This is a genomic window from Pseudomonas sp. Irchel 3H3 (assembly GCF_900187635.1).
Classification (GTDB): Bacteria; Pseudomonadota; Gammaproteobacteria; order Pseudomonadales; family Pseudomonadaceae; genus Aquipseudomonas.
Genome location: NZ_FYEC01000004.1, coordinates 226,231 through 252,048, shown reverse-complemented (window position 1 = coordinate 252,048; position 25,818 = coordinate 226,231). Strand labels below are relative to the sequence as shown.

Annotated in this window: 25 protein-coding genes, 4 tRNA genes and 2 pseudogenes; 13 read left to right on the top strand and 18 right to left on the bottom strand. The window is 61.4% G+C overall.

Going from position 1 to position 25,818, the window contains the following annotated elements; genetic code table 11:
- The first annotated feature begins 1 nt into the window (after nucleotide 1).
- The 3 genes from CKW24_RS07395 to yacG are packed head-to-tail and all read left to right on the top strand — an operon-like array spanning nucleotide 2 to nucleotide 1,691.
- Nucleotides 2–874 carry an A24 family peptidase gene (locus CKW24_RS07395; RefSeq protein WP_095166548.1) on the top strand — a complete coding sequence of 291 codons (873 nt, stop codon included), beginning with the start codon at nucleotides 2–4 and terminating at the stop codon, nucleotides 872–874.
- A complete protein-coding gene (gene coaE, locus CKW24_RS07390) occupies nucleotides 871–1,494 on the top strand; it encodes a dephospho-CoA kinase (protein ID WP_095166546.1) in 624 nt (207 codons plus the stop codon). The genes CKW24_RS07395 and coaE overlap by 4 nt, the downstream gene beginning before the upstream one ends.
- On the top strand, nucleotides 1,491–1,691 hold the full coding sequence (gene yacG / locus CKW24_RS07385; RefSeq protein WP_095166544.1) for a DNA gyrase inhibitor YacG: 201 nt from the start codon (nucleotides 1,491–1,493) through the stop codon (nucleotides 1,689–1,691). The genes coaE and yacG overlap by 4 nt, the downstream gene beginning before the upstream one ends.
- Here yacG and CKW24_RS07380 read toward each other — a convergent pair.
- Nucleotides 1,688–1,903 carry a hypothetical protein gene (locus CKW24_RS07380; protein WP_095166542.1) on the bottom strand — a complete coding sequence of 72 codons (216 nt, stop codon included), beginning with the start codon at nucleotides 1,901–1,903 and terminating at the stop codon, nucleotides 1,688–1,690. The genes yacG and CKW24_RS07380 overlap by 4 nt on opposite strands.
- Before the next feature lie 63 nt (nucleotides 1,904–1,966).
- A complete protein-coding gene (locus CKW24_RS07375) occupies nucleotides 1,967–2,653 on the bottom strand; it encodes an energy-coupling factor ABC transporter permease (RefSeq protein ID WP_095166540.1) in 687 nt (228 codons plus the stop codon).
- A gap of 230 nt (nucleotides 2,654–2,883) precedes the next feature.
- On the opposite strand from CKW24_RS07375, the gene CKW24_RS07370 reads away from it, so the two are divergent.
- Nucleotides 2,884–3,123 (top strand): DUF2790 domain-containing protein, encoded by a 240-nt coding sequence (locus tag CKW24_RS07370; RefSeq protein WP_095166538.1) that lies wholly within the window; start codon nucleotides 2,884–2,886, stop codon nucleotides 3,121–3,123.
- On the opposite strand, the gene CKW24_RS07365 is transcribed toward CKW24_RS07370, so the two are convergent.
- The 3 genes from CKW24_RS07365 to CKW24_RS07355 all read right to left on the bottom strand — a co-directional run bounded on the left by CKW24_RS07365 (nucleotide 3,118) and on the right by CKW24_RS07355 (nucleotide 7,046).
- Nucleotides 3,118–4,386 (bottom strand): OprD family porin, encoded by a 1,269-nt coding sequence (locus CKW24_RS07365; RefSeq protein WP_095166537.1) that lies wholly within the window; start codon nucleotides 4,384–4,386, stop codon nucleotides 3,118–3,120. The two genes, CKW24_RS07370 and CKW24_RS07365, sit on opposite strands and share 6 nt — an antisense overlap.
- Before the next feature lie 101 nt (nucleotides 4,387–4,487).
- A complete protein-coding gene (locus CKW24_RS07360) occupies nucleotides 4,488–5,699 on the bottom strand; it encodes a benzoate/H(+) symporter BenE family transporter (RefSeq protein ID WP_095166535.1) in 1,212 nt (403 codons plus the stop codon).
- A gap of 3 nt (nucleotides 5,700–5,702) precedes the next feature.
- Entirely contained in the window at nucleotides 5,703–7,046 is a 1,344-nt protein-coding gene (locus CKW24_RS07355; protein WP_095166533.1) for an aromatic acid/H+ symport family MFS transporter, read from the bottom strand.
- 352 nt (nucleotides 7,047–7,398) lie between these two features.
- Here CKW24_RS07355 and CKW24_RS07350 point away from each other — a divergent pair, with 352 nt between their 5' ends.
- The 5 genes from CKW24_RS07350 to CKW24_RS07330 all read left to right on the top strand — a co-directional run bounded on the left by CKW24_RS07350 (nucleotide 7,399) and on the right by CKW24_RS07330 (nucleotide 12,926).
- On the top strand, nucleotides 7,399–10,050 hold the full coding sequence (locus tag CKW24_RS07350) for an autotransporter outer membrane beta-barrel domain-containing protein (RefSeq protein ID WP_095166531.1): 2,652 nt from the start codon (nucleotides 7,399–7,401) through the stop codon (nucleotides 10,048–10,050).
- A gap of 126 nt (nucleotides 10,051–10,176) precedes the next feature.
- Entirely contained in the window at nucleotides 10,177–10,803 is a 627-nt protein-coding gene (locus CKW24_RS07345) for a DUF1780 domain-containing protein (protein WP_095166529.1), read from the top strand.
- Nucleotides 10,800–11,330 carry an MOSC domain-containing protein gene (locus tag CKW24_RS07340; protein WP_095166527.1) on the top strand — a complete coding sequence of 177 codons (531 nt, stop codon included), beginning with the start codon at nucleotides 10,800–10,802 and terminating at the stop codon, nucleotides 11,328–11,330. Before CKW24_RS07345 ends, CKW24_RS07340 begins: the two co-directional genes overlap by 4 nt.
- A gap of 63 nt (nucleotides 11,331–11,393) precedes the next feature.
- On the top strand, nucleotides 11,394–11,567 hold the full coding sequence (locus CKW24_RS07335) for a DUF3094 domain-containing protein (RefSeq protein ID WP_095166525.1): 174 nt from the start codon (nucleotides 11,394–11,396) through the stop codon (nucleotides 11,565–11,567).
- A gap of 60 nt (nucleotides 11,568–11,627) precedes the next feature.
- A complete protein-coding gene (locus CKW24_RS07330) occupies nucleotides 11,628–12,926 on the top strand; it encodes an NAD(P)/FAD-dependent oxidoreductase (RefSeq protein ID WP_095166523.1) in 1,299 nt (432 codons plus the stop codon).
- Nucleotides 12,927–13,096: 170 nt separating this feature from the next.
- Here CKW24_RS07330 and CKW24_RS07325 read toward each other — a convergent pair.
- The 7 genes from CKW24_RS07325 to rluD all read right to left on the bottom strand — a co-directional run bounded on the left by CKW24_RS07325 (nucleotide 13,097) and on the right by rluD (nucleotide 18,191).
- A tRNA-Pro gene (locus tag CKW24_RS07325) sits at nucleotides 13,097–13,173 on the bottom strand.
- Nucleotides 13,174–13,269: 96 nt separating this feature from the next.
- Nucleotides 13,270–13,345: transfer RNA gene (locus CKW24_RS07320), tRNA-Lys, on the bottom strand.
- A gap of 5 nt (nucleotides 13,346–13,350) precedes the next feature.
- A tRNA-Pro gene (locus CKW24_RS07315) sits at nucleotides 13,351–13,427 on the bottom strand.
- A 9-nt stretch (nucleotides 13,428–13,436) separates the two neighbouring features.
- Nucleotides 13,437–13,512 (bottom strand) — tRNA-Asn (locus CKW24_RS07310).
- A gap of 299 nt (nucleotides 13,513–13,811) precedes the next feature.
- Nucleotides 13,812–16,376, bottom strand: coding sequence for an ATP-dependent chaperone ClpB (gene clpB, locus CKW24_RS07305; RefSeq protein ID WP_095166521.1), 2,565 nt, complete (start codon nucleotides 16,374–16,376; stop codon nucleotides 13,812–13,814).
- A gap of 130 nt (nucleotides 16,377–16,506) precedes the next feature.
- Entirely contained in the window at nucleotides 16,507–17,232 is a 726-nt protein-coding gene (pgeF, locus tag CKW24_RS07300; protein ID WP_095166519.1) for a peptidoglycan editing factor PgeF, read from the bottom strand.
- Complete coding sequence (rluD, locus tag CKW24_RS07295) at nucleotides 17,229–18,191, bottom strand: 23S rRNA pseudouridine(1911/1915/1917) synthase RluD (protein WP_095166517.1); 963 nt, start codon at nucleotides 18,189–18,191, stop codon at nucleotides 17,229–17,231. The genes pgeF and rluD overlap by 4 nt, the downstream gene beginning before the upstream one ends.
- A gap of 151 nt (nucleotides 18,192–18,342) precedes the next feature.
- Here rluD and CKW24_RS07290 point away from each other — a divergent pair, with 151 nt between their 5' ends.
- The 3 genes and pseudogenes from CKW24_RS07290 to CKW24_RS07280 all read left to right on the top strand — a co-directional run.
- On the top strand, nucleotides 18,343–19,359 hold the full coding sequence (locus CKW24_RS07290; RefSeq protein WP_095166515.1) for an outer membrane protein assembly factor BamD: 1,017 nt from the start codon (nucleotides 18,343–18,345) through the stop codon (nucleotides 19,357–19,359).
- A gap of 124 nt (nucleotides 19,360–19,483) precedes the next feature.
- Entirely contained in the window at nucleotides 19,484–19,720 is a 237-nt protein-coding gene (locus CKW24_RS07285; protein WP_095166631.1) for a PP0621 family protein, read from the top strand.
- A 103-nt stretch (nucleotides 19,721–19,823) separates the two neighbouring features.
- Nucleotides 19,824–20,777 (top strand): annotated as a pseudogene (locus CKW24_RS07280) (sigma-54 interaction domain-containing protein); the annotation flags it as partial.
- A 9-nt stretch (nucleotides 20,778–20,786) separates the two neighbouring features.
- On the opposite strand, the gene thiO reads toward CKW24_RS07280, so the two are convergent.
- The 5 genes and pseudogenes from thiO to pilV all read right to left on the bottom strand — a co-directional run bounded on the left by thiO (nucleotide 20,787) and on the right by pilV (nucleotide 24,130).
- A complete protein-coding gene (gene thiO / locus CKW24_RS07275) occupies nucleotides 20,787–21,887 on the bottom strand; it encodes a glycine oxidase ThiO (RefSeq protein WP_095166514.1) in 1,101 nt (366 codons plus the stop codon).
- A 57-nt stretch (nucleotides 21,888–21,944) separates the two neighbouring features.
- Nucleotides 21,945–22,346, bottom strand: a complete 402-nt coding sequence (locus CKW24_RS07270) for a type IV pilin protein (RefSeq protein WP_095166512.1) — start codon at nucleotides 22,344–22,346, stop codon at nucleotides 21,945–21,947.
- Between the two features lie 156 nt (nucleotides 22,347–22,502).
- Nucleotides 22,503–22,970 (bottom strand): annotated as a pseudogene (locus CKW24_RS07265) (PilX N-terminal domain-containing pilus assembly protein); the annotation flags it as partial.
- A 9-nt stretch (nucleotides 22,971–22,979) separates the two neighbouring features.
- Nucleotides 22,980–23,684: a PilW family protein gene (locus CKW24_RS07260; protein ID WP_095166511.1), complete on the bottom strand. Its 705-nt coding sequence runs from the start codon at nucleotides 23,682–23,684 to the stop codon at nucleotides 22,980–22,982.
- Nucleotides 23,681–24,130: a type IV pilus modification protein PilV gene (pilV, locus tag CKW24_RS07255; RefSeq protein ID WP_371917573.1), complete on the bottom strand. Its 450-nt coding sequence runs from the start codon at nucleotides 24,128–24,130 to the stop codon at nucleotides 23,681–23,683. Before pilV ends, CKW24_RS07260 begins: the two co-directional genes overlap by 4 nt.
- A gap of 211 nt (nucleotides 24,131–24,341) precedes the next feature.
- On the opposite strand from pilV, the gene CKW24_RS07250 reads away from it, so the two are divergent.
- Nucleotides 24,342–24,881 carry a GspH/FimT family pseudopilin gene (locus tag CKW24_RS07250; protein WP_095166507.1) on the top strand — a complete coding sequence of 180 codons (540 nt, stop codon included), beginning with the start codon at nucleotides 24,342–24,344 and terminating at the stop codon, nucleotides 24,879–24,881.
- Here CKW24_RS07250 and ispH read toward each other — a convergent pair.
- Nucleotides 24,858–25,805: a 4-hydroxy-3-methylbut-2-enyl diphosphate reductase gene (gene ispH, locus CKW24_RS07245; protein WP_095166506.1), complete on the bottom strand. Its 948-nt coding sequence runs from the start codon at nucleotides 25,803–25,805 to the stop codon at nucleotides 24,858–24,860. The genes CKW24_RS07250 and ispH overlap by 24 nt on opposite strands.
- Between the last annotated feature and the right edge of the window lie 13 nt (nucleotides 25,806–25,818).

Sequence of the window (25,818 nt, the reverse complement as noted above, 5' to 3'; positions counted from 1 at the left end):
CATGCCCTTGAATGAATTTCTCGCCAGCTCCCCGACGGCCTTCGTGATCCTGGCCCTCGGGCTGGGGCTGGTGGTCGGCAGCTTTCTCAACGTCCTGGTCTGGCGCCTGCCAAGCATGCTCGCTCGAGATTGGCGCCAGCAGGCCCGGGAGATCCTCGAGTTGCCTGGCGAGGCCCCAGGCCCCACCTACAACCTGATGCTGCCCCACTCCCATTGCCCCCACTGCAGCCATCCACTGCGCGCCTGGGAGAATATTCCACTGCTCAGCTACCTGATGCTGCGCGGGCGCTGCGCTAGCTGCAAAACCCCGATCAGTGCCCGTTACCCGCTGATCGAACTCAGTTGCGCGCTGCTCTCGGGCTTTATCGCCTGGCACCTGGGGTTTGGCTGGCAGGCCGCGGGGCTACTGGTGTTGAGCTGGGGCTTGTTGGCCCTGTGCCTGATCGACGCCGACCATCAGTTACTGCCCGACGTACTGGTCATGCCGTTGCTGTGGCTGGGGGTGATCGTCAACGCGTTCGAACTGTTCGTGCCACTCCAGGACGCCGTGTGGGGCGCCGTAGCCGGCTACCTGAGCTTGTGGACGGTGTATTGGCTGTTCAAGTTGATCACCGGCAAGGAAGGCATCGGCCATGGCGACTTCAAGCTCCTGGCACTACTGGGGGCCTGGGGTGGCTGGCAGATCTTGCCGCTGACGATCCTGCTGGCCTCGCTGGTGGGGGCGGTCAGCGGACTGCTCTGGCTGCGCTGGAAACGGGCGAAAACCTCGACGCCGATCCCCTTCGGTCCCTATCTGGCAATTGCCGGCTGGATTGCCATGCTCTGGGGTGGTCAAATAACCGACTTCTATTGGCAGTTTGTCGGTTTGCAATGAATATCCCTGTGGAACAACCCTGGATTCTCGGCCTCACCGGTGGCATCGGTAGTGGCAAAAGCGCGGCGGCCCAGCATTTCATCGACCTCGGTATCCATGCGGTGGATGCCGATCATGCTGCGCGCTGGGTGGTCGAGCCCGGCCGCCCGGCACTGGCGCAGATCGCCGAGCACTTCGGTGACGGTGTGTTGCAGGCAGACGGCCAACTGGATCGGGCAGCACTGCGCAAGCTGATCTTCGAAATCCCCGAGGAGCGCCGCTGGCTGGAAAAGCTCCTGCATCCATTGATCGCCGAGGAAATTGCCGCGCACCTGGCACGCGCAAAATCGCCGTATGCGATTCTGGTATCACCCTTGCTGATCGAGTCCGGGCAGTACGCCATGACCCAACGGGTGTTGGTGATCGATGCCCCCGAACAACTGCAGATCGAACGCACCTTGCAGCGCGACCAGACCAGCGAACAGCAGGTCCAGGCGATTCTCAAGGCGCAGTCCAGCCGTCAGGAGCGCATCCGCCATGCCGACGATGTGCTGGTCAATGACCGCGACCTCGCCTGGCTGCACAGCGAAGTCGAACGCCTGCATCACTTTTACCTAACTTTGCGTGGAGGCCAGTCATGAGCCAACCCCCTGTCGTCACCTGCCCAACCTGCGGCGCCCCCGTGGAATGGAGCGCCAGCAGCACCTTCCGGCCGTTTTGCTCGGACCGCTGCAAACTCATCGACCTCGGCGCCTGGGCCTCGGAAGAACACAAGATCCCGGTTAGCCCGGACGCGGAAGACGATCTGTTCAGCGAAGACTTCGAACCGCGCCACTAAGGCCGCATGAAGCTGTAGTCGGCACTGTCATCGAGGTTCTCGGCCAGGAACTGCAGTTCATCGGCCAGGTCCTCGACACTGCGCACCCCCTTGCTCTCCTCGACCACCGCGCTGAGCAAGGCGCGCAGGCTCAACCCCGGCTCAAAACCGGCCGCCTCCGCCGACGCCAGACTGTCGCGCAACTCTTGCCTCGCCCACTGGTAAACGCTCATGCCGCTGCTCCTGAGGATTTCTCGGAGCATAGGTGCGTCTGTCCAGCGACCTGTTGATAAGGATCAAGACTTGTCATCGTCCTTCCACGGCGCCGACAGGTAACGGGTGCGGTTGAAGGTCTCCAGCCACTCGGGGCAGAACACCACCAGGGCGCTGATCACCATGCCGTTGATAAAGGCTTCGGGAAAGATGATCAGCCACAGGTAGCCGACAAAATCCTCGAGCCATTCCGGCAGTGCAAAACGCTCGTCGAACCACAGCACGCCCAACGCCAGCAACAGGCAGAGCAGCGCAGACAAGGCGGCGGCAAAAAACCCCGAGCAAAAGATATACACAAACGGATTACGCGGTTGCGCGCGCTCCACCAGCAATGCGCAGCCTTCGGTGACCAGCACCGGCAGCAGGATCAGCAAGGCACCGTTGACCCCCATCGCCGCCAGGTCCTGGCGCCCCAGCAACACCAGGCCGACCTGGGCGACCAGCCCGCCGACGATCGCCAGCGGCCAGTCGAGCAGCAGGGTCACGGCGGTCATGCCGATGAAGTGATAGGACACACCGGTGTCGAAGTCGCGCCGCACCAGCCAGAGCAGGAACAATGCGAACACCGTGCCGAACAGCAGGTGCTGGCGTCGGCTGTCGCTGAACAGTTCGACCCAGGGCGCGCGCGCGATGGCCCAGAGCAACACCGGCACGTAGAGCAACCACCCTACCGTGAGGGTGAACGGTGACAGCAGTTCGGCACCGATCATGCCGCGGCCTCCATCCACCCTATTGCACAGACCTTCACGTCAGACTCCTTGGCGAAACCGAACAGGCCATCAGTCTACACCGCCCTGCTGCCCCCTGGCGTAAAGCCAAGGGCCCTGCCAGGGCGGCGACTGTTACGTTTCCTGCAACACTGCATCCGGTTTTACCCCCTTTTTCAGCGGCCGGCGAAGACTAAACTTCAGGTATCGAGATCCACACGGAGTACCGCAAGATGAAAAGCCTGATCAGCCTGTTGCTGGCCCTGGTTGCCACCTCGGCCATGGCCGCCGGTAACGAACCGCCTGCCACTCCCTACGACCCCGCGCAGCCGCTGGACATTGCCAAGGTGGTTTCAGTCTCCGACACTGCCAGCGGTTGCGGCGTGGTGCCGGCGAGCATGGTCTATGTCGACCACCAGGGCCAGACCCACCGGGTGTCTTACCAGGTCATGGGCGACTGCAGCGGCTCATAACAGGGTCCAGGTGTAACTGAGGATCAGGCGGTTTTCGTCGATGTCACTGCGGTAGTTGGACCGCGCCATCGCATTGCGCACTCGAATCCCCAGGCCCTTGAGGCTGCCGCTCTGCAGCACGTAACCCAGATCCAGGTCGCGCTCGCGATCCTTGCCTTCATAGCCTTTGCCGGTGTCGACATTATTGCCGGTGATGTAACGCACGGTACTGGTCAGCCCGGGCACACCGAGCGCCGCAAAGTCATAGTCGTAACGTACCTGCCAGGACCGTTCGTCGGTGTAGGCAAACTCGTAGGTGGGCACCTCGTTGCCCAGTGGCGAGATATTGGCAAAGACGCGTGGGAAGGCACTGTCACCAAACATGCCCTGGTAACCGAGGTAGAAGGTGTGGCCACCACGTTTGGCCGACAGCAGGGAGAAGAACGCCTGGTTGTCGATATTGCCCAGCAGCTGTTTGCCGTCTTGCTTCGAATCGTAGTAGCCCAGGTTCGCGCCCAAGGTCCAGTCCCCTAGCGGCTCACTGTGTTTGAGCCCGAGAAAGCGTTGGTTGTAGATATCTTCCAGTTGCCCGTACCAGGCACTGAGCGAGCTGCGCTTGTCATTGAACGCGTAGTCGGCCCCGGCAAAGTTGAAGCCGTCGCTGCTGACCTGGCGCTGTGGCACATGCCCCAGCATGGCCTGCATCTTTTCATCGCCGGACTCGTTGCGCAGGCTGGTGGAGTTCAGGTGACCGCCCTGTACGGTCAGGCCATTGAGTTCGCTGGAGCTGATGCTCGCCCCCTGGTAACTGGGTGGCAGCAAGCGGATGTCGCTGAAGGCCAGCACCGGCAGGTTGGGTTGCAGCTCGCCGACCTTGAATTCGGTTTTCGAGTAACGCACTTTCAGCGCCGCGCCCAGGCGACTGTAGTCATTGGCCGCGCGGCCATCGTCCTGCACCGGTAGCAGGCCAGTGTTAACCCGGTCCGGGCTGCTGTCGAGCTTGAGGCCCAGTAGGCCGATGACATCCACGCCCACCCCGAGGGTACCCGGGGTGTAGCCGGACTTGAGGTTGAAAATGAAGCCCTGGGCCCACTCCTCGGCCTTGGACTGCTGATTGGCGCCGACGATGTCCGAGAAGTCGCGGCTGAAATAATAATTGCGCGCCTGCAAGGTCGCAGTGGTGTCTTTTACCAAGCTATTGTCGGCGGCCAGCGCACGGTCGGAAAAACCCGAGACGAGCGTCAGGGACAACAGCGAAGCGGTTGTGGCGAGAGTCTGTTTCATCGTTTTGCTCTTATTGTTATTGATCGACAGGGTGCAGTGATCCGCCCGCAGCACTGGCGCTGCGGGGGAAGGTCAAGCGGGTAGGAATCAGTCCAGTGCGGTCAGCGCACAGACTCCGGGGCGGGCGTTGCCTTGGCCCCTGGAGCGGCGCGGCGCGCGTTCAACAGCAGGTGGGTGAGCATGCCGAAGATCAGTCCCCAGAACGCGGCGGACAAACCGAACAGCGACATCCCCGAGGCCGTCGCCAGAAAGGTCACCAGCGCCGCTTCGCGATCGTTGGGCACCGCCATCGCACCCGCCAATGCCCCGGCAATCGCCCCGAACAGCGCCAGCCCGGCGAGGGCCGCGATCAGCTCTTTGGGAAAGGCCGAAAACAGCGAGACCAGGGTTGCGCCGAAGATCCCCAGCACCAGGTAACACAAGCCGCCGACGACCCCGGCGACATACCGCTTGCCTGGGTCCTCGTGAGATTCACGGCCGGTGCAGATCGCCGCGGTGATCGCCGCCAGGTTCAAACCGTGGCAGCCAAAGGGTGCGAGCAACGCCGTACCCAACGCGCTGCTGGCGATGATCGGGCTGGCGGGGGTCGAATAACCGCTGGCTCGCAGCACCGCCATGCCGGGGACAAACTGCCCCGTCAGTGCCACCATCACCAGCGGCAACGCGATGTTCAAGGTCGCGCTCAGGCTGAATTGCGGGGTTATCCAGACCGGCGTAGCCAGGCCGATCACCAGTGCGTCGACCCGCAGGTCCCCGGCGAGCAAGGCCATGGAGCAACCCACCAGCAGCACCATCAACACCGCGTAACGCGGCATCAGGCGCTTGCACATCAGGTAGGTGGCAAACATCGCCAGCACCAGCCACGGCTTGCCCTGCAACGACACGAACAGACCGGTGCCGAAGCTGAACAGAATCCCCGCCAGCATGGCTGCGGCAATGGCGGCCGGCAGCTTGCTGATGATCCGGTCGAACGCGCCCGAGACCCCGATCAAAAAGATGATCAGGCTGCTGACCAGATACGCCCCCACCGCTTCCGGCATGCTGATCCCCGGTAACAGCGCCACCAGCAGCGCCGATCCCGGCGCCGACCAGGCGATGATCACCGGCACGCGGTAGCGCAGACTCAAGCCGATGCCCAACAGCGCACTGCCAATGGAAATCGCCCAGACCCAGGACGACAGCACCTCGCGCGACAGATGGGCGGCGTCGGCCGCCTGGAAAATGATCACCAGGGGGCCGGCATAGGAAATCACCGTGGCAATAAAACCGGCGACTGCCGCCGACAGCGAAAAGTCCCGCAATAGCCCTTTCATGCTTCAGGCACCCGATGGCGACAGCGCGCTGGTAGCGCTCGATGCGCTGCGCTGGTTACTGATGGCAAACACGGTCATGGCAATGGCAGCTACCGCACCCGGCAGGGCAAACGCCATGAAGTTGAGTTGCAACGGCAAGTTGATCCCCAGCAGGGCACCACCGAGCAATGGACCGACAATAGCACCGTTGCGACCGATACCGGAGGCCCAGCCCAAGCCGGTGGAGCGGATCGTCATGGAGTAGAACTGTGCGGCGCAGGCGTACAGCAGGATCTGCGAACCGATGGTGGTGGCACCGGCAATGGCGATCAGCAGGTACAGCAAAGGCATCGGGCTGTTGAAACCGAGCAAGGTGATCGACACCGCCGCCATGGCGAAGAACACCGCCAACACCCGCGGCAGGTTCAGCTTGTCGCCCAGCACGCCGCCACCGACGGCGCCGAAGATTGCGCCGAAGTTCAGCACCAGCAGGAACGACAGGCTCGAGCCCAGACTATAGCCAGCGTTGGCCATCAGCTTCGGCAGCCAGGAACTCAAGGCATAAACCATCAACAGGCAGCAGAAAAATGCCAGCCACAGCATCAGCGTGCGCAGCGCCCGACCTTCGCGAAACAACTGCAGCACCGGGGTTCCCGTGCCCTTCACTTCGCTCATCTGCAGTTGATCGCTGCTGTGCCCAACGTACGTCGGCTCCACTCGCTCGAGGACCTTGCGTGCCTCTTCATTGCGCCCCTGGCGCAGCATGAAACCCACCGACTCAGGCAAGAAGTACATGATCAGCGGCAGCATCAACAACGGCAGCACCGCGACGTAGAACACCGACTGCCAGCCAAAACTCGGGATCAACACAATCCCCAGCCCGGCCGACAGCATGCCGCCGACCGAGTAGCCGCTGAACATGATCGCCACCAGGGTGCTGCGGATTTTTTTCGGCGCGTATTCGTTCATCAGCGCCACCACGTTGGGCATGACCCCGCCGATGCCCAGCCCAGCGATGAACCGGCAGATCCCGAACTCCGTCGGGTTGCGGGCAAACCCGTTGAGCACGGTGAAACCGCTGAACAGGATCACACACAGGGTAATGGCTTTCTTGCGGCCGATCCGGTCCGACAGCGGGCCGAAAAACAGCGCGCCGAACATCATCCCGAACAGCGCGTAACTGCCCAGGGCACCGGCCTGCAAAGGACTCAGCCCCCACTCTTTCATCAGCATCGGCAGGACCACGCCGTAGATCACCAGATCGTAGCCATCGAAGATGATGATCAGGGCACACCAGAACAGCACCATCCAGTGGAAGCGGTTGAAACGAGCGTTGTCGATCAGCTCATGTACGTCGATCTTGCGCATGGCATCTGTCTCTTGTTGTTGTTTTTTTAAGAGCATCGGTCACGGGGTAAGCGTGCGTATCACCGAGGGTAGAGAGGCCAGTGGCGCGGCAATATCCGCTTTGCGCAGATCGCTATCCATTTTGTGCAGCGAGTGGATTGCAGAACATCCCAGGGATCAAGGCCGGGAGCAGTGACAGCCCGCTGGTCGAAAAAAGCCACACTGGCGAAATTAACCGTCTACACCTTGTACCTGACTGATGAATCAGTTTTCAGCGCGTTAGGGCAACGGCTGCAGTGAAGCGTGAACATGGGTGAAGCCAGGCCTTAAACCATCAGGACGATGCCATCACTCCTTCAGTAGGGACACTGTCATGCACCTTCATCCAAGGCTTAGCACGCTCCTGTCGTGCACCTCCCTCTTGCTGCTCGCCAGTCCCGTCGTCGAGGCGGCTTGTACCCTGCTCCCCGGCACCGGTGATACCGGCCATACGTGCGCCAGTGGCGCCAGCGGTCCACTCACCGACACCCTGGGCAACAACTCCCTGACCTTCCCGGCCAACGGCTCCGGCGCGATCAATGGCGACGTCACGTTCGGCGCCGGAGCGGACCGGGTGTTGATGGATTCCGGCACCATTGCCGGCTCGCTGGACCAGGGCGATGGCAGCGACTCCCTGGAGATCAACGCCGGACAGATCACTGGCGCGGTCTACCAGGGCAACGGCATCGATGAGTTCAAAATGACCGGCGGGCAGATCCAGTCGCTGGCCCAGGGCGACGGTCGAGATCGTTTTCTGATGACCGCGGGCACCATCGTCGGGGCCTTCGAGGATGGCGATGTGGCGACGATGACCGGGGGCACCATCGGCCGCGTCGACATGAAACTCGATAACAACATTTTTGATATGTCGGGGGGGCGGATTATCGGCAACCTGGTCACCGCGTTTGGCCGGGATACCATCACCGTGTCAGCGGGCTCGATCGGCGGCAACATCAGCACCAGCGGCGGCGATGACATCATCAGCGTTTCTGGCGGGGTGATTGCCGGGCAGATCCGCGCCAGCGCTGGCAACGACCGCTTCACCTGGGGCAACGGCGGACAGATCAACTCCGCCATCCTCATGGGTGACGGCGACGACAGTGCCCTGTTGAGCAATCTCTCCGAGAACACACTCGCCTCCACCCCCTCCGTGGACGGTGGGCTGGGCACTGACCGCCTGAGCTTCGACAACAGCACCTCAGCAGGCGCCGCACGTTATGTCGGCTGGGAGTCAGTGAGCCTGGGCAACCGCTCGCACTTTACCCTGGCGGGGGATTTTTTCCTCGGAGACAGCGCCAGCGCCACGGGCATATTTGCCATTGACGGCAGCAGTACCCTAGCCGTGACCCAAGGCGCTATCCGCCCCTACACCGCCGGCCAACGGACGACACTGAGCAACGCCGGAATCATCGACATGACCAACGGCAGCAGCAGTGCCAGCGATGCACTGACCGTCCATGGCAACTACGTTGGCAACAACGGGCAACTGTTGCTGCAAACCGTGCTGGGTACCGACAACTCTGCCAGTGACAAGCTGGTGGTGTCCCAAGGCACCCTCAGTGGTAACACCCAACTGGGCATCACCAACCTCGGTGGCCTGGGCGGTTTGACCCGCCAGAACGGGATCGCGGTGGTGCAGGCCCAGAACGGCGCCACCAGCAGCAGCGATGCCTTTGCCTTGAAGGGCTCGCTGTCTGCCGGTGCCTATCAGTACTACCTGTTCAAGGGCGGGGTCACCGCAGGCTCCGAGAACAACTGGTACCTGCGCTCATCGGTGGTGGCAGTGCCGCCGCCGACCGTTCCACCCGTAGTTGTCCCACCGGTGGTGCCACCGGCCCCGCCACCGATCGAGCAGCCTGCGCCCGAGGTTGACCCGGATGAGCCCGCCGTCGAACCGCCGACCGCGCGGCCAGTAGCCCCCGTCGAGCCGAACCCGGTGCCGCCGCCACAAACCCTGGCCCAGACCTCGCCGACACCGGCCATCAGCACGCCGCCGATCCCCACGGCCGTGGCCGGCGCCGATCCGATTCCCCTGTATCGCCTGGAAGTCCCGGTGTATTCCGTGGTCCTCCCCGCCGCCCAGTTGCTGACGATGCAAGCCTTGGGCACCTTCCATGATCGTCAGGGCGAGCAAAACCTGCTGAGCGAAACCGGCGCCGTCCCTGCTGGCTGGGGCCGTATGTATGGCAGTAATCTGCAAAAAAGCTGGTCCGGCACTGTGGCCCCGAGCTTTGACGGCTCGCTCCAGGGCTTTCAGATTGGCCATGACCTGTATGCCTCGCAGACCAGCGGCGGACAGTTGCAACGCTTCGGTTTTTTTGTCGGCCACAGTCATCTGCAAGGCGACGTCGATGGGTTTGCCGAAGGCTTCGAGGATCGACGCTCGGGCCGGGTCAAGCTCGACGGCGATCAGGTAGGCGCCTACTGGACCCTGGTCGACCCCAGCGGCTGGTACCTCGATACCGTAGCGATGTGGTCGAGCCTGGACGGCGACAACCGCTCCGATCGCGGTGTCAAGATCGACACCGATGGCCATGCGCTGGCGCTGTCCGTGGAGGCTGGATACCCGATCGCCGTCGCGCAAGACTGGGTGCTGGAGCCCCAGGTGCAGGTGATCAACCAGCAAATTGACCTGGACTCGCAGAACGATGGCATCTCCAATGTCGCATTCGACTCCCAGGACTACTGGACCGGCCGCCTCGGTGCCCGCCTCAAGGGGCGGTTCGTGGCACAGGACATCCCGCTCGAGCCCTATCTGCGGGCCAACCTGTGGAAAACTTTCGGCGGTTACGACACCGTCACCTATGACGACATCGATCGGATCAAGAGCGAGCATGAGTCTTCATCTGCGGATCTGGGCGTGGGCCTGGTGGCGAAGCTGTCTTCGAGTGTCAGCGTTTACATGGGGGCCGACTACAACACCCATCTGGACAGCAACGACCTGGACGGCGTCTCCGGCAATCTGGGCATGCGCATGAGCTGGTAGCCGCCCCGCGCATAGTCACGGCCGCGCCAGGACATCCCGCCAGCCAGGCTTACGGGAATGCAAAAGTTTGCGCCTGTCCGACAAATTGTGTTCTTTGTGAACGCATTTGAACGCTAAGCTTGGCCTATGGATGATTCAGATTATTTACGCCTGCTGACCATCGCGGCCGAGCAGGCCAACGCGTTCCTCTCCAATGCCCGCAAATGGGAGCGTGAGCGTTGGGTGTGCCAGCGCCTGTTGCAGGGCTTGAACATTCCTTACCGCGCCGACGAGTTCAGCCCCGCCGGCGAGCCGCCCGACGTGCTGTTTCGCGAGGCCAATTTCGAAGTGTTCTTCGTTCTCGACGAAGGTCGGCGGCTCAATGACGAGTGGCGCGATGAACTGCAGCGCCGACGCAGCGCGTTCTCCCTGAGCCAGTTGGTGCGCCGCGAGGCCAAGCCCAAGCGGATTCCGGCCAACGAGTTTTTACTCAGGCTGGCGCCGACCCTGCGCAAAAAAGCGCACAACTACAAAGAACGTGGCATGGACCTGGGTGAACTGGACATCATCGCTTTCGCCAGCCTCAAGCGTGAAGTGCTGGACCTCAACAGCCATTTCCCACCCCCCACCGAATACCTGCGCCAGGGCTGGCGCTCGCTCTCACTGGTAGGCCCGACCTTCGCCCGCGTGCTCTTCGCCCATCCCGACGCGCCGGACTTCCTGCGCAGTAACCTGGGGCGCAGTATCGTCTTCGACGTCGGGATCAGCCTGTGAGCCCGTTGCAGGAGCTGATTGCCGCGGTACCCCAGCAAGGCCGCGTGCGTTGGCTGGGCGTGCGCCCGCAATCGCGCGGGCCGATGCTCGCGCTCGATGCCGTGGAAGCACGCCTGGAGGCCGGCCTGACGGGCGATCATGCGCGGCCCGGGGTGCGCAATGCGCGGCAGGTCACGCTGATCCAGTGGGAACACCTGGCCGTGATCAGTTCCTTGATGGAACGCCCTGCAGACCAGCCGATCCAACCCCAGGACTTGCGCCGCAATATTGTGGTCAGCGGGATCAATCTGTTCAGCCTCAAGGGCCGGCGCTTCCGAATTGGCCAGGCCATCTTCGAAACCACGGGCTGGTGCCAGCCCTGCGCCAGGCTCGAACAGAACCTCGGCCCAGGGACTTTCCAGGCCGTGCGCGGCCATGGCGGGATTACCGCGCGGGTGATACAAAGTGGCATCATTCGCCTGGATGACAGGCTGTGTGTCGAGCCCGTGCCAGTGAGCGGCTATGCTCCCTTCAATACTGGCGGCTGACTTGGCCGTGCGCTGTAGCTTCTACACCTTTAGCAACGTCTATCTACCTGACGAGGCCTTGATATGACCAGCCGCCTGAACCCAGACGACCAACAGCATGTCGAAGAGTACCTGCACCTGTCCCAGCACCAAGTCGAGCGCCGGCCTTTTCGGCCGTGGATGCTCCTGGTGATAGTCCTGGCGGTGACCATTGGCCTGGGCCTGCTGAGCCGTTTTATCAGTTACCTGACGCTATGAGCTGCGTGGCGCTCGCTCGGTTAACTGCACCGATTTCCTTTAGCCTTGCGAGATATCCCCATGACTCATCGTATTGTCATCGTTGGCGGCGGCGCCGGCGGTCTGGAGTTGGCTACCCGTCTGGGTAAGACTCTGGGCAAGCGTGGCACGGCCAGTGTGATGCTGGTCGACGCCAACCTGACCCACATCTGGAAACCGCTGCTGCATGAAGTGGCCGCCGGTTCGCTGAACTCTTCCGAAGACGAACTCAACTATGTCGCCCAGGCCAAATGGAACCACTTCGAGTTCCAACTGGGGCGCATGAGCGGGCTCGATCGCGCGCAGAAGAAAATCCAGCTGGCCGCTACCTACGACGAAGCCGGCCTGGAGCTGGTACCGGCTCGTGAAGTGTCCTACGACTCGCTGGTAATCTCGGTAGGCAGCACCACCAACGACTTCGGCACCCTGGGCGCGGCCCAGCACTGCCTGTTCCTCGACACCCGCAAACAGGCCGAGCGTTTCCACCAGCAACTGCTCAACCATTACCTGCGTGCCCATGCCGGACAGACCGATAAGGTCGAGCAAATCAGCGTGGCCATCGTCGGCGCTGGCGCCACCGGTGTCGAGTTGGCCGCCGAACTGCACAACGCGGCCCATGAACTGGCCGCCTACGGCCTGGACCGGATCAAGCCGGAAAACATGCACATCACCCTGATCGAGGCTGGTCCCCGAGTGCTGCCGGCCCTGCCGGACCGGATCGGCGGTCCTGTGCATAAAACCCTGGAGAAACTTGGGGTCAATGTCATGACCAACGCGGCGGTCAGCGAAGTGACGGCCGATAGCCTGATCACCGCCGATGGCAATGTAATCAAAGCCAGCCTGAAAGTCTGGGCGGCCGGGATCCGCGCCCCGGGTTTCCTCAAGGATATCGACGGCCTGGAAACCAACCGCATCAACCAGCTGCAGGTATTGCCGACCCTGCAGACCACCCGCGACGAGAACATCTTCGCCTTCGGTGATTGCGCCGCCTGCCCGCAACCCGGGACTGATCGCAACGTGCCGCCGCGTGCCCAGGCTGCGCACCAGCAGGCTTCGCTACTGGCCAAATCGTTGAAACTGCGGATCGAAGGCAAACCACTGCCGTCCTACAAGTACACCGATTACGGATCGTTGATCTCGCTGTCGCGGTTTTCGGCTGTGGGTAACTTGATGGGCAACCTGACGGGCAGCGTGATGCTGGAGGGCTGGCTGGCGCGGATGTTCTACGTGTCGCTGTACCGCATGCACCAAGTAGCGCTGTACGGGCCGTTCCGCACGGCGATGCTGATGCTGGGCAGCAAGATTGGACGCGGCACCGAGCCCCGCCTGAAATTGCACTGAGGACCCGATGTAACGCTTGCTCGCGATAACGGCAGCACATTCAACATCGACTGTGACTGATATACCGCTTTCGCGGGCAAGCCCGCTCCCACATTAGAGGTCTGCGGCACGTCGGGATTTTGTGCAGGCAAAAAAAATCCCCGTATCTTTCGATACGAGGATTTTTAATATGGTCGGGGTAAGGGGATTCGAACTCCTGACATCCTGCTCCCAAAGCAGGCGCGCTACCGGACTGCGCTATACCCCGGTAAAAAAAAGGCGACCTTTACAAGTCGCCTTCTTCGATCAGCGCTTTTGGCCTCTGATCTTAAGATTCGATTCCAGCGTTAACTGGTTTCAAAAATGGTGGGTCGTGTGGGATTCGAACCTACGACCAATTGGTTAAAAGCCAACTGCTCTACCAACTGAGCTAACGACCCAAAAATGGTCGGGGTAAGGGGATTCGAACTCCTGACATCCTGCTCCCAAAGCAGGCGCGCTACCGGACTGCGCTATACCCCGGTTTGAAATTGGCTCCGTGACCAGGACTCGAACCTGGGACCCAATGATTAACAGTCATTTGCTCTACCGACTGAGCTATCACGGAACTACATATTTCAATCACAACATTTGAAGCTTTACTGCGTTCTCTTCGACCCGTTCGCATTGCTGCGTTCGTGTGTCTGAGGCGCGCTATTCTACAACCTTAAACACCTCTGTCAACCCCCTAAATTGCTTTCAAGACAATGATTTGCAACTTATTTCAGATTTCTACTTGGGGAGTGGAAACCCTTGGGGCGACTTACTGCGGGGCGCACTTTACAAGCCTTTTCCTTACAGTTCAACACCCTGTGAAAAAAAAGGCCCCGCAATGCGGGGCCTCTGCTCTTTTACGGCAATTACGCCTCAGTTGAACACGATTTCGTCGTTCACCACGGTGGCCGTTACGCTGGTGCCTGGCAGGAAGCTGCCCGACAGAATTAGCTGGGCCAGCGGGTTTTCGATCCAGCGCTGGATCGCTCGTTTGAGCGGCCGTGCGCCATAGACCGGGTCGTAACCCACCGCGATCAACTTATCCAACGCTTCGCTGCTCAGTTCCAGCTTCAGCTCACGCTCAGCCAGACGGCTGCCCAGGCGGCCCAACTGGATTTCAGTGATGCCGGCAATCTGATCACGGGCCAGAGGCTCGAAGATCACCACTTCGTCGATCCGGTTGATGAACTCCGGACGGAAGTGTGTCGACACCGCATCCATCACCGCGGCACGTTGCGCCTCACGATCACCCACCAGTTCCTGGATCTGTACCGAGCCCAGGTTCGACGTCATGACGATCACCGTATTACGGAAATCCACGGTGCGTCCGTGACTGTCGGTCAGGCGACCGTCTTCCAGCACTTGCAGCAATACGTTGAACACATCCGGGTGGGCCTTCTCGACCTCGTCCAGGAGGATCACCGAGTACGGCTTGCGACGTACCGCTTCGGTCAGGTAACCGCCCTCCTCGTAACCCACGTAGCCTGGTGGTGCCCCGATCAGCCGCGCCACGGAATGTTTCTCCATGAACTCGGACATGTCGATGCGCACCATCGACTCTTCCGTATCAAACAGGAACTCGGCCAGCGCCTTGCACAGCTCGGTCTTGCCCACGCCAGTCGGGCCGAGGAACATGAACGAACCACTTGGGCGGTTAGGGTCGGACAACCCGGCGCGCGAACGCCGCACCGCGTTGGCCACAGCCACCACGGCTTCGTTCTGGCCGATCACACGTTGGTGCAACAGGCTTTCCATCTTCATCAGCTTGTCGCGCTCACCCTCGAGCATTTTCGACACCGGGATACCGGTCCATTTCGACACGACTTCGGCAATTTCTTCTTCAGTCACCTTGCTGCGCAGCAACTGGTTTTCGCTCTTGCCATGCTGGTCGACCATTTGCAGGCTGCGCTCCAGGTCCGGGATCACCCCGTACTGCAACTCGGCCATGCGATTCAGGTCACCTTTGCGGCGGGCAGTTTCCAGTTCCTGGCGCGACTGCTCGATTTTCTGCTGGATCTGCGCAGAACCCTGCACTTCCGCTTTCTCCGAGGTCCAGATTTCCTCCAGGTCGGAATACTCGCGTTCCAACCGGACAATCTCTTCCTGGAGTTTTTCCAGGCGCTTGATCGCCGCTTCGTCATCTTCTTTCTTCAGGGCCTGGGATTCGACCTTGAGTTGAATCAGGCGCCGCTCCAGGCGATCCAGCACTTCGGGCTTGGAGTCGATTTCCATGCGAATGCGGCTGGCCGCTTCGTCGATCAGGTCGATGGCCTTGTCCGGCAACTGCCGGTCGGTGATATAGCGATGGCTCAGCTTGGCCGCCGCAATGATCGCACCGTCCGTGATCGCCACCTTGTGGTGAACCTCGTAGCGCTCTTTCAGGCCACGCAGGATAGCGATGGTGTCTTCCTCGCTTGGCTCATCCACCAGGACTTTCTGGAAGCGTCGCTCCAGGGCCGCGTCCTTCTCTATATATTGACGGTACTCGTTGAGCGTGGTCGCGCCGACGCAGTGCAGCTCACCCCGGGCGAGGGCCGGCTTGAGCATGTTACCGGCATCCATCGAGCCTTCGCCTTTACCGGCGCCGACCATGGTGTGCAGTTCGTCGATGAAAAGAATGATCTGCCCTTCCTGCTTCGACAGTTCGTTGAGCAGGCCTTTGAGGCGTTCTTCAAACTCGCCACGGTACTTGGCACCGGCAATCAGCGCGCCCATATCCAGCGACAGCAGGCGCTTGCCACGCAGGCCGTCTGGCACCTCACCATTGATGATGCGCTGGGCCAGGCCTTCGGCAATCGCGGTTTTACCCACACCCGGCTCACCGATCAGCACCGGGTTGTTTTTGGTCCGGCGCTGCAGGACCTGGATGGTCCGGCGAATTTCGTCATCACGACCGATCACCGGATCGAGCTTGCCGTCTTCGGCGCGCTTGGTCAGGTCGACCGTGTATTTATCCAGCGCCTGGCGCGATTCCTCGGCATTCGGGTCGTTCACTGCTTCACCACCACGCAGGTTGGTGATCGCATTCTCCAGGGCTTTCTTGCTCACGCCCTGGCCGAGCAGCAACTTGCCGAGTTTGCTGTTCTCGTCCATGGCGGCGAGCAGCACCAGCTCGCTGGAGATGAACTGATCACCTTTTTGCTGGGCCAGGCGATCGGCCTGGTTGAGCAGGCGCGCGAGGTCCTGCGACATGTTCACGTCGCCAGTCGGATTCTGGATTTTTGGCAATTGGTCGAGCTCTTTGCTCAACGCGCTGCGCAGGCTGTTGACGTCGAAGCCCACTTGCATCAGCAGCGGCTTGATCGAGCCACCCTGCTGTTCAAGCAGTGCTTGCATCAGGTGCGCAGGTTCAATGCCCGGATGATCGAGGCCAACGGCCAGGGATTGGGCATCGGATAAGGCTAACTGCAATTTGCTGGTTAAACGGTCTATACGCATTGGTCACCTTCCTTTTGAGCAGGCCGGAGCGATGGACACACCTAAATAGAGAAACCTGCCAGATACCCCACTAGATGCGGTCGATTCTGGAAGATTCAAGCGTCGTGCAGTTGATGCAGGTCAGGAGAGTCTAGCGTTCGAGCCAGATCAGGGAGGCAAACCGGCCGGTGCGTGGCGCACGGCGGTAGGAAAAGAAGCGTGGGTCGGTCACGGTACACCAGCCGCCACCGTACACGGCGTTGACGCCGCGGGCTTTGAGGCGCAAGCGCGCCAGCAGGTAGATGTCGGCCAGGTACTTGCCAGCATTATGACTGGGCACAAAAGCCTGATGTGTTTCTGCAAGTTGCGCGATGAACACTTCGCGAACTTCCGGACCCACTTCAAAGGCCCTCGGGCCAATGGCCGGACCGAGCCAGACCAGCACTTGCGCCGGATCCACGGCGAGGCTGTCGAGCGTCGCCTCCAGCACGCCTGCGGCTAATCCGCGCCAGCCGGCATGAGCTGCCGCAACACGGCTACCGGCACGATCACAGAACAACACAGGCAGGCAATCGGCCGTCATCACCGTGCAGGCGATGCCAGGCGTGGCCGTCCAGCTGGCGTCCGCGGTCGCGACCAGGGCCGGGTCAGCGTGAGCCACGGCAACACCGTGCACCTGCTGTAACCAGGCCGGTTGTATCGCAAAGTGATCCGTCAGGCGCCGGCGATTCTCGGCCACTGCCGCAGGGCTGTCATCGACATGATCGCCCAGGTTGAGGCTGTCGAACGGCGTCAGGCTGACGCCGCCCGCACGGGTGGTGACACAGGCTTTGACCCCGGCAGGCAGCGGCCAGTCAGGAATCAGCCAGTCACTCATCCGATGAACGCCTCACGGTCCTGCTTGAGCAGCGTCAGCAACCAGACGAAATCTTCCGGTAGTGGCGATTCCCAGCTCATGCGCTTGCCGGTGGTCGGATGATCCAGTTCCAGGAAACGCGCATGCAGCGCCTGACGCGGGAAGTGTTTCAGCGACTCGACCATGGTCACACTGGCAGCCGGCGGGATACGGAAGCGACCGCCGTAGGCAGGGTCTCCGACCAACGGGAAGTTGATGTGGGCCATGTGCACCCGAATCTGGTGGGTTCGACCGGTTTCCAGCTTGACCCGCACGTGGGTGTGGGAGCGGAAACGCTCGAGCACACGGTAGTGGCTGACCGCCTGCTTGCCGCCTTCCATCACCGCCATGCGCTGGCGCTGCTGGCCGTGACGACCGATCGGCGCGTTGATCTTGCCGCCGGCGGTGACCACACCAATCACGATGCACTCGTAGATCCGGCTGACACTGCGGCTCTGCAACTGTGTAACCAGTTGCGTCTGCGCCTGAATGGTCTTGGCCACCACCATCAAACCGGTGGTGTCCTTGTCCAGACGGTGCACGATACCAGCGCGCGGAACATTGATGATGTCCGGCACGTGGTGCAGCAAGGCGTTGAGCAACGTGCCGTCGGCGTGACCGGCGGCAGGATGCACCACCAGGCCGGCAGGCTTGTTGATCACCAGGATGTCGTCATCTTCATAGACGATGTCCAGGGCGATGTCTTGAGCGATCCATTCGCCCTGAGCTTCCTGCTCGGCGGTCAACTCAAGGATGGCGCCACCATGGACAATGTCTCGCGGGCGGATAACCGCCCCATCCACAGTCAGGCGGCCGTCTTTGATCCAGGCGGAAAGGCGCGAGCGCGAGTGCTCAGCGAATAATTGTGCGGCGACTTGATCGAGGCGTTGGCCGCCCAATTCGGACGGCACCTCTGCGCGAAGTTCAATTTTATCGGACATGCTCAGACTAGGCGTCGGCACAGCCTTTGGTTTCGGCTGCGCGCTTGTGGTTAAATACGGCGTCTTTTGCCCCGAGGCTATTCAACGGGGCACTCATCATAACAGGACGGCCCCGCCCAAGACAGCGGCCGTCATAGGGACGCAAGCCGCCATGCAAGTGAAACACCTGCTGCTGATCGCCATCCTCGCATTGACCGCTGCTTGCTCGTCGAAGGAAGTCGTAGACGAAAACCTCAGCGAAGTCGAGCTGTACCAGCAGGCTCAGACCGATCTGGACAACAACAGCTACACCGCGGCCACAGCCAAGCTGAAGGCCCTGGAGTCGCGTTATCCCTTCGGTCGCTATGCGGACCAGGCTCAACTCGAACTGATTTATGCGAACTACAAGAACGCCGAGCCCGAGGCTGCCAAGTCGGCTGCCGAGCGCTTCATCCGCCTGCACCCCCAGCACCCGAACGTCGACTATGCCTATTACCTCAAGGGCCTGACCTCGTTTGACCAGGATGTTGGCCTGCTGGCGCGCTTCCTGCCGCTGGACATGACCAAGCGTGACCCAGGTGCAGCCCGCGACTCGTACAACGAATTCGCCCAGCTCACCAGCCGCTACCCCAACAGCCGCTACGCGCCGGACGCCAAGCAGCGCATGATCTACCTGCGCAACCTGCTGGCCTCCTACGAAATCCACGTTGCCGACTACTACCTGACCCGTCAGGCCTATGTCGCAGCGGCCAACCGCGGTCGCTACGTGGTGGAAAACTTCCAGGAAACACCGTCGGTCGGTGATGGCTTGGCCGTGATGGTCGAAGCCTACCAGCGCCTGCACCTGGACGAGTTGGCCAATACCAGCCTGGAAACCCTGAAGCTGAACTACCCGAATCACTCAAGCCTGGTGGACGGTCAGTTCGTGCCACGGGTTGCCGAAGCCGACAACCGTTCGTGGGCCAGCAAGGCCACCTTGGGCCTGATCGAGTCCCGTCCGCCGCTGCCGCCGGGTGAAACCCGCGCCAACCAGGACATCATGAAGCAGTATCAGGATGCCAAGGACTCCATCCCGGCCGAGCTCAAGCCACAAGACGGCGATGCTGTCGAAGAAGAGCAACACGAAGCGGAAGGCAGCAACGACGACCGCTCCTGGTTCAGCTACATGACCTTCGGCGTGTTCGACTGATACCCGCCAGGTACACAAAAGGAGACTTTCGAGTCTCCTTTTTTATTTCCGGATTTTATAGCGCTGTGCGCTGGATGAGACCTTGGCTAAACTGCCCAATCATCCTCCCAAAAAGCCGCTGACCATGCTTCGTTTACTGTTCTGGATTGCCCTGATTGCTGCTGCGGTATGGTTCTGGCGCAAGTTCAAGCGCCCCGCCGACGCCTCCCGCCCGACACCCAGCGAGCAAAATGCCCCACCCATGGTCCGTTGCGCCCACTGCGGTGTTCACCTGCCACGCGACCGCGCCCTGAGCCTGCAGCAACAGTGGTATTGCAGCCAGGGCCACCTTGAGCAAGGCCCAAGCTCGCGGGATCGTTGAGGCATTACCTGCCGCTACTCAAGTAGCGGCGACAAACGTTAGCCCACGGACGGACACGACGTTGAAGACTTCCCAGCATATTCCGGCTCCCCCCTGCCGGCTCCGGCGCCTGCTGGGTGATTCGCTGCCCATCCGTAGCCTGCGCCAGCAGATCGACAAACTGGCCCAAAGCCAGGCTGCGGTGTACATCAGCGGCGAATCAGGTAGTGGCAAAGAGCTGGTTGCCCGGCTGATTCACGATCAAGGCCCACGCGCCAGCCAGCCTTTCATCCCCGTCAACTGCGGGGCCATCCCGACGGACCTGATGGAAAGCGAATTTTTCGGTCACCGCAAAGGCAGCTTCAGCGGCGCCATCGAAGACAAACCCGGGTTATTCCAGGCAGCGAATGCAGGGACCCTGTTCCTTGATGAAGTCGCGGACCTGCCCCTGGGCATGCAGGTCAAACTGCTCAGGGCCATCCAGGAAAAGGCCGTGCGCAGCATCGGTCAGTTGCACGAAAGCCTGATTGATACGCGAATACTCTGTGCCACGCACAAGAACCTGGACGCAGAAGTCAGCGCCGGACGTTTTCGTCAGGACCTGTACTATCGGCTGAACGTGATCGAGCTGCGCGTGCCGCCGTTACGCGAGTGCCGCGGTGACATAGAGCTGCTGGCCACCCAGATGCTCAAACGCCTGGCCGCCGACACGGGCGCGCCCCTCGCACACCTGCTGCCGCAAGCCCTGGAGGCCCTCAAGGGCTATGGTTTTCCGGGTAACGTCCGCGAACTGGAAAACATGCTCGAACGCGCCCACACACTGTGTGAAAACCAGCAGATAGGAACCACTGACTTGCGGCTGATCCAAGCCGATGGCAGCGCTAGTGCCAGTGAGGACGCCCCTCTCTGCGACCTGAAGCAGGTCGACAACCTCCAGCATTACCTGGAGGAGATCGAGCGCCGGGTGATTCTCCTGGCCCTGGAACAAACCCGCTGGAACCGCACGGCAGCCGCCCAGCGCTTGGGCCTGTCGTTTCGCTCCCTGCGTTACCGGTTGAAAAAGCTCGGCCTGGAGTGAAGCGCAGCCTCAGATTCGGCCGGCCGGCGCATAGGGGGCCGGATCGATCACTGGCTCGCGTCCCAGCAACACATCGGCGAACAGCTGGCAGGAAGCGGGCGCGAGTACCAGGCCATTGCGGTAGTGCCCACAGTTGAGCCACAACCCGCCAACCCCCGGCACCGCACCAATATAGGGAACACCCTCTGGTGAACCGGGACGCAGGCCCGCCCAATGCCCAACCACTTCGGCCCGTGCGAGCGCTGGAATCAACTCCACTGCCGAAGCCTTGAGGCTTTCCAGCGCAGTCTCGGTCGGCGTCTTGTCGAACCCTTCGTGCTCCAGGGTGCTGCCGATCAGAATGTGGCCGTCGCGACGTGGAATGGCGTAACGGCCCTTGGCCAGAACCATGCTCGAGAGAAAGTCCGCTTCACACTTGTAGAGAATCATCTGGCCTTTCACCGGTTCCACCGGCAAAACCAGGCCCAGGGTCTTGAGCAGATCTCCACTCCAGGCACCTGCGGTCAGCACCACCTGATCACCCAGGATCGGGCCGCTGGAACTCTCGACTCCCAGCACTCGCTCACCCTGGCGAATGAAGCCGCTGACCTCGCACTGTTCGTGAACGGTCACGTTGGGCAGCGCCAGCAATGCCGCCTTGAGTGATTTGACCAGGCGCGGGTTACGCACGTTGGCCACATCTGCCATGTAGATCGCCCGAGAAAAACCTGACCCCAACACGGACACGTGGTCGTGAGCGGCCGAGATATCCACAGCACTGAGCGGGCGATTCTCCCGCTGCGCCCAGGCCAGCGCCTCGGCTTCGTCCTCCAGGTCCAGCCAGTACAAGCCCGTGGTATGAACCTCAGGGTCGACCCCGGTGGCGGCGAACAAGCGCTCGGCCAACTGTGGATAAAAGTCCTGGGACCAATGAGCCAAGGCCGTGACTGCCGGACTGTAGCGCCATGGATACAGCGGCGAAACGATACCGCCGCCCGCCCAGGAAGATTCCTGGCCAAGACTGGAACGATCCAGCAGGATCACCCGCTCTACATGGGGCGCCAGATTAAACGCCGTCAGCAGGCCGATCACTCCGCCGCCGACAATCACCACTTGCTCTTGCTTGGCCATCATCTGATCCAACAGTAAAAAAGACAGGGGGTGCAAGCCGCACCCCGAAAAAGCGCCTCAGCGGCCCCAGCAATCTTTGCTGGTCAGCTCGGCTGCCGCATTGTTCATGCCCATCACACCGGTGTTGCTCAGCGTGAGATCGCCACATTTGTCGCTGGCCATGCTGGCGTCAGACTTACGCACGGCCGTCAGCAGGAAGCTTTGATCCGCCAGGGTCGGGACGATGCTGTAGTACTCGTTACCGGCACTCAGTCCCGTGGCATTGCTGTAGACATTGTTTTGGGAGTGGAACCGCTCAAGCAACTGCGCCTGCTCTGACAGCAGCCCTGCGATCTCGCTACGGTGGGTCTTTTTCACGTACTCGGTGAGCAGCGGAGCGGATATGGTCACCACAATGCCGATGATCGCGATCACAATCATGATTTCGATCAGGGTAAAGCCTTGGTTGAATCTACGCATTGCCTCAAGTCTCACTTACTGTATTTGTCGCCACATGATTCGACGGCTGCCGCCATCGCTGTTTTCAACCGCGCAGGACCTGCCGTCGCCGAGGGTCTCCCCAGCCAAGCAGGTGCCGAGCATCTTACCGCCGATCGCAGCGGCTTCGCTCTCGATCTTGGCATAAATACTCTCCACCACCGTACGTGAATGGCCACCCAGCCCCACTGCGCTGACCCGATACAGCGTGGCCCTGGTATCCACCGGAACCCGCACCGCCCCCGTGATACTGCCCAGGCTCTGCACCCCATAAACGCCATTGGCGGCGGCGATCCAGGTCACCCCGGACGTGGCGTTGAACCCGGCCGAGGTGACTACCGAGGATTCGGCCGGCGGCCCGCAGCGTATCCCCCCAGCGCACTCCGGCAATAAGTAGCTGCTACGCTGCACGGCACTCTCGCCAATCCGCAGGGCCGCCTCCGCCCCCTGGAATGACTGATTGCGCGCGACCAGGCTTGCCGCCAGTTTTTCCTGGAGTGTGGCGTTCTGCATCGCCGCAACCCCGATCAGAGTCAACAGCGAGAGGAATACCAGGCTCAGCAACAGCGCCATGCCCGACTGGGCTCTTGCCTTGAGAGACGTCATCAGCGCCTCCTAAGGCAAGCGGTTACGCAAGCTGGCCACGACATTGAAGGTTTGATCGCGCACGCGCTGGCCGGGATCTGCCAGAGTCAGGGTCAAGCGTACGCTGCGGATCCGCGCCGGGTCGCCGGGGTTCGAGCTGTAACTGGAAACTGCTGTACCGCTGGCACTGTCGGCCAGACCGAAACTCACGGCAAAGGCCTTGACGTTGCTGACCAGGGCCTGCGTGCTGTCACCTGCCGTCAGCAGGATTTCGTCATCACGCAGGCGGTAATCCAGGCGGCGAATCGCTAAGGCAATTTCTCCCGCTGCCGGGCTCTGTCGCTTGCTGTAGGCAGTGGCCCGGGTGCGACAGTCCGACACTACCGTCCAGGTCGGCACGCCGCCATTGCCGCCAACGTCCGCGGTGACCAGGCTGAGCTTTTTCAAGGTGTTGTCCCATTTGATCGGTGCGTTGCGGCCAGCACTGAAATCCCCGCTTTCACTGGCATCGGTGATGTTTTGCAGGCAACCGAACACACCGACCATGCGAATCTCCTGCAGCAACTTGCTCAAGACAAAACGCGCATCTTCCTGCATGCCGGCCGCTGCGTTCTGCGCGCGGTAGGTGTTGTTCGCCGCCATGAAGATCTGCGTCACACCCAGCACTACCGCCAGGCTGATGGCTAACGCTAGTAGCAGCTCGATCAGGCTGAACCCCCGGCACCTGCAGCTCATGGCGCCCCCAGCGGTTCGACCGCGACACGACTGCTCAAGACCAGGCTACGCCGGGTATCCGCAATACCGGCGGCGCGTGCGTCATCCCAGGTAATGGTGATGCTGTACAGCCCTTGGGCGTGGCTGATACTGCCGCGGGCGCTAGAGCCACCGAACTCGCGGATATAGCTGTGGAAATCCGCCAGGTCTTGATTCCGCGCCGACACCACAGGGCCCGATATCGGCGCAGGGAGACTGTAGTCAGCCGCCACATTGGCGCGAATCCGGTCCAGCATGTCGTAGGCAATAAAACTCGCCTGGCTGCTCATCAGCGAGCTGTCGGTGTATTTCAAGGCATTGAGCTGAACCGCCGCCGCCCCTAGCAACCCTGCAGTCAGAATCAGCAAGGCCACCATCACTTCAATCAAAGTCACACCGCCCTGTGCACCCGCTACCGTCATCCGCACGGTTCCTACCTCCCTGTGATCGATCCTGATCACCAGGAAGGTTAGCGCCGGCTGCGCGTCGCTGCTCGCCGCCGGAACAAGGCGCAATACATTCGCGACTGCGCCAGTGCGGCCCTACGCAGCGAAACCTTTTGCACAATGATTGACCACCATCCTGGGCCGCCAACAGCTACACCTAGGGATACCTCGTAACTCCAGGGAAGGAGCCGTCATGGATCAAAAAGGCCTGGGCTTGATCGAGTTGCTGGTGGGCCTGGCCATTGCCGCCATGGCGCTGCACCTCAGCGTGCCGGCGCTCAGTCAATACGCGCAGTCAGTGCGCCGGGAAAGCGCGGCCCTGAGCCTTGCCAGCGGCCTGCGCAATGCGCGCAGCGAGGCGCTGCTGCGCAATCAGGCGGTGGTGGTGCATGGCTTGAACGATGACTGGAGCCAGGGCTGGCGAATCATCCTGGACCTCAGTGGTCGCGGCCAGGAGGACAGCAGCAACCCACTGTTGCGCCAGCACCAGACTGGCGGACCGCTGCGGATCGTCGGCAATCAATGGGTCAGGCGTTTTGTACGATTCAGCAGCCTGGGCGAGCCGTTATTGCCCGCAGGTACTTTTCAGGTAGGGACGTTGCACATCTGCGCGAGCCGCCAGCCGATCAGCCACCATCAGGTGGTGCTGTCCAGAAGCGGCCGCGTCAGCCTGCGCCACGACAAGGCCGAGCAGGCCTTGTGCGCGGGATCAAAGCAGGGAGCGAACCCGTAGTTCCTTGGGCATGGAGAAGGTGATGTTCTCCTCGCGACCGGCCAGTTCATCGGCACCGGTGGCACCCCAGGCGTGCAGCTGCTGGATTACCCCACGAACCAGCACTTCCGGTGCCGAAGCCCCGGCGGTGATGCCGATCCGCTCGACGCCATCGAACCAGCTGCGCTGCAAATCTTCGGCGCCGTCGATCAGGTAGGCCGGGGTAGCCATGCGCTCGGCTAGTTCACGCAGGCGGTTGGAGTTGGAGCTGTTGGGGCTGCCCACCACCAACACCACATCGCATTCGTCGGCCAGTTGCTTGACCGCATCCTGACGGTTTTGCGTGGCGTAGCAGATGTCGTCCTTGCGTGGACCGCCAATGGCCGGGAAACGCGTGCGCAAGGCGTCGATCACCCGACTGGTGTCATCCATCGACAAGGTGGTCTGGGTGACGAAGGCGAGCTTGTCCGGGTTATGCACCTGCAAGGCGGCAACATCTTTTTCGTCTTCGACGAGGTAGATCGCACCGCCGTTGCTGGCATCGTACTGGCCCATGGTGCCTTCGACTTCCGGGTGACCGGCATGCCCGATCAGGATGCACTCGCGACCGTCACGGCTATAGCGCGCGACTTCGATATGCACCTTGGTCACCAACGGGCACGTTGCGTCGAACACCTTCAGGCCACGGCCTGCGGCTTCGCTGCGAACAGCCTGGGAAACCCCGTGGGCGCTGAAAATCACGATGACGTCATCCGGCACCTGATCCAGCTCCTCGACGAAAATCGCTCCTCGTGCACGCAGGTCTTCAACCACGAACTTGTTATGGACCACTTCGTGGCGCACATAGATCGGCGGCCCGAAGACTTCCAGGGCGCGGTTGACGATTTCGATCGCCCGGTCCACACCGGCGCAGAAGCCACGGGGATTGGCGAGTTTGATTTGCATGCTGTGCCTCGTG

What these genes read in the sequence shown, in the direction of transcription:
- CKW24_RS07270 (WP_095166512.1), bottom strand. Translation starts at nt 22,346, where the DNA reads ATGCGTAGATTCAACCAAGGCTTTACCCTGATCGAAATCATGATTGTG.
- coaE (WP_095166546.1), top strand. Translation starts at nt 871, where the DNA reads ATGAATATCCCTGTGGAACAACCCTGGATTCTCGGCCTCACCGGTGGC.
- CKW24_RS07355 (WP_095166533.1), bottom strand. Translation starts at nt 7,046, where the DNA reads ATGCGCAAGATCGACGTACATGAGCTGATCGACAACGCTCGTTTCAAC.
- pgeF (WP_095166519.1), bottom strand. Translation starts at nt 17,232, where the DNA reads ATGAGTGACTGGCTGATTCCTGACTGGCCGCTGCCTGCCGGGGTCAAA.
- CKW24_RS07285 (WP_095166631.1), top strand. Translation starts at nt 19,484, where the DNA reads ATGCTTCGTTTACTGTTCTGGATTGCCCTGATTGCTGCTGCGGTATGG.
- CKW24_RS07345 (WP_095166529.1), top strand. Translation starts at nt 10,177, where the DNA reads ATGGATGATTCAGATTATTTACGCCTGCTGACCATCGCGGCCGAGCAG.
- CKW24_RS07350 (WP_095166531.1), top strand. Translation starts at nt 7,399, where the DNA reads ATGCACCTTCATCCAAGGCTTAGCACGCTCCTGTCGTGCACCTCCCTC.
- thiO (WP_095166514.1), bottom strand. Translation starts at nt 21,887, where the DNA reads ATGGCCAAGCAAGAGCAAGTGGTGATTGTCGGCGGCGGAGTGATCGGC.
- ispH (WP_095166506.1), bottom strand. Translation starts at nt 25,805, where the DNA reads ATGCAAATCAAACTCGCCAATCCCCGTGGCTTCTGCGCCGGTGTGGAC.
- CKW24_RS07365 (WP_095166537.1), bottom strand. Translation starts at nt 4,386, where the DNA reads ATGAAACAGACTCTCGCCACAACCGCTTCGCTGTTGTCCCTGACGCTC.
- CKW24_RS07370 (WP_095166538.1), top strand. Translation starts at nt 2,884, where the DNA reads ATGAAAAGCCTGATCAGCCTGTTGCTGGCCCTGGTTGCCACCTCGGCC.
- yacG (WP_095166544.1), top strand. Translation starts at nt 1,491, where the DNA reads ATGAGCCAACCCCCTGTCGTCACCTGCCCAACCTGCGGCGCCCCCGTG.
- clpB (WP_095166521.1), bottom strand. Translation starts at nt 16,376, where the DNA reads ATGCGTATAGACCGTTTAACCAGCAAATTGCAGTTAGCCTTATCCGAT.
- CKW24_RS07380 (WP_095166542.1), bottom strand. Translation starts at nt 1,903, where the DNA reads ATGAGCGTTTACCAGTGGGCGAGGCAAGAGTTGCGCGACAGTCTGGCG.
- CKW24_RS07260 (WP_095166511.1), bottom strand. Translation starts at nt 23,684, where the DNA reads ATGAGCTGCAGGTGCCGGGGGTTCAGCCTGATCGAGCTGCTACTAGCG.
- CKW24_RS07360 (WP_095166535.1), bottom strand. Translation starts at nt 5,699, where the DNA reads ATGAAAGGGCTATTGCGGGACTTTTCGCTGTCGGCGGCAGTCGCCGGT.
- CKW24_RS07290 (WP_095166515.1), top strand. Translation starts at nt 18,343, where the DNA reads ATGCAAGTGAAACACCTGCTGCTGATCGCCATCCTCGCATTGACCGCT.
- CKW24_RS07250 (WP_095166507.1), top strand. Translation starts at nt 24,342, where the DNA reads ATGGATCAAAAAGGCCTGGGCTTGATCGAGTTGCTGGTGGGCCTGGCC.
- CKW24_RS07395 (WP_095166548.1), top strand. Translation starts at nt 2, where the DNA reads ATGCCCTTGAATGAATTTCTCGCCAGCTCCCCGACGGCCTTCGTGATC.
- rluD (WP_095166517.1), bottom strand. Translation starts at nt 18,191, where the DNA reads ATGTCCGATAAAATTGAACTTCGCGCAGAGGTGCCGTCCGAATTGGGC.
- CKW24_RS07375 (WP_095166540.1), bottom strand. Translation starts at nt 2,653, where the DNA reads ATGATCGGTGCCGAACTGCTGTCACCGTTCACCCTCACGGTAGGGTGG.
- CKW24_RS07330 (WP_095166523.1), top strand. Translation starts at nt 11,628, where the DNA reads ATGACTCATCGTATTGTCATCGTTGGCGGCGGCGCCGGCGGTCTGGAG.
- CKW24_RS07335 (WP_095166525.1), top strand. Translation starts at nt 11,394, where the DNA reads ATGACCAGCCGCCTGAACCCAGACGACCAACAGCATGTCGAAGAGTAC.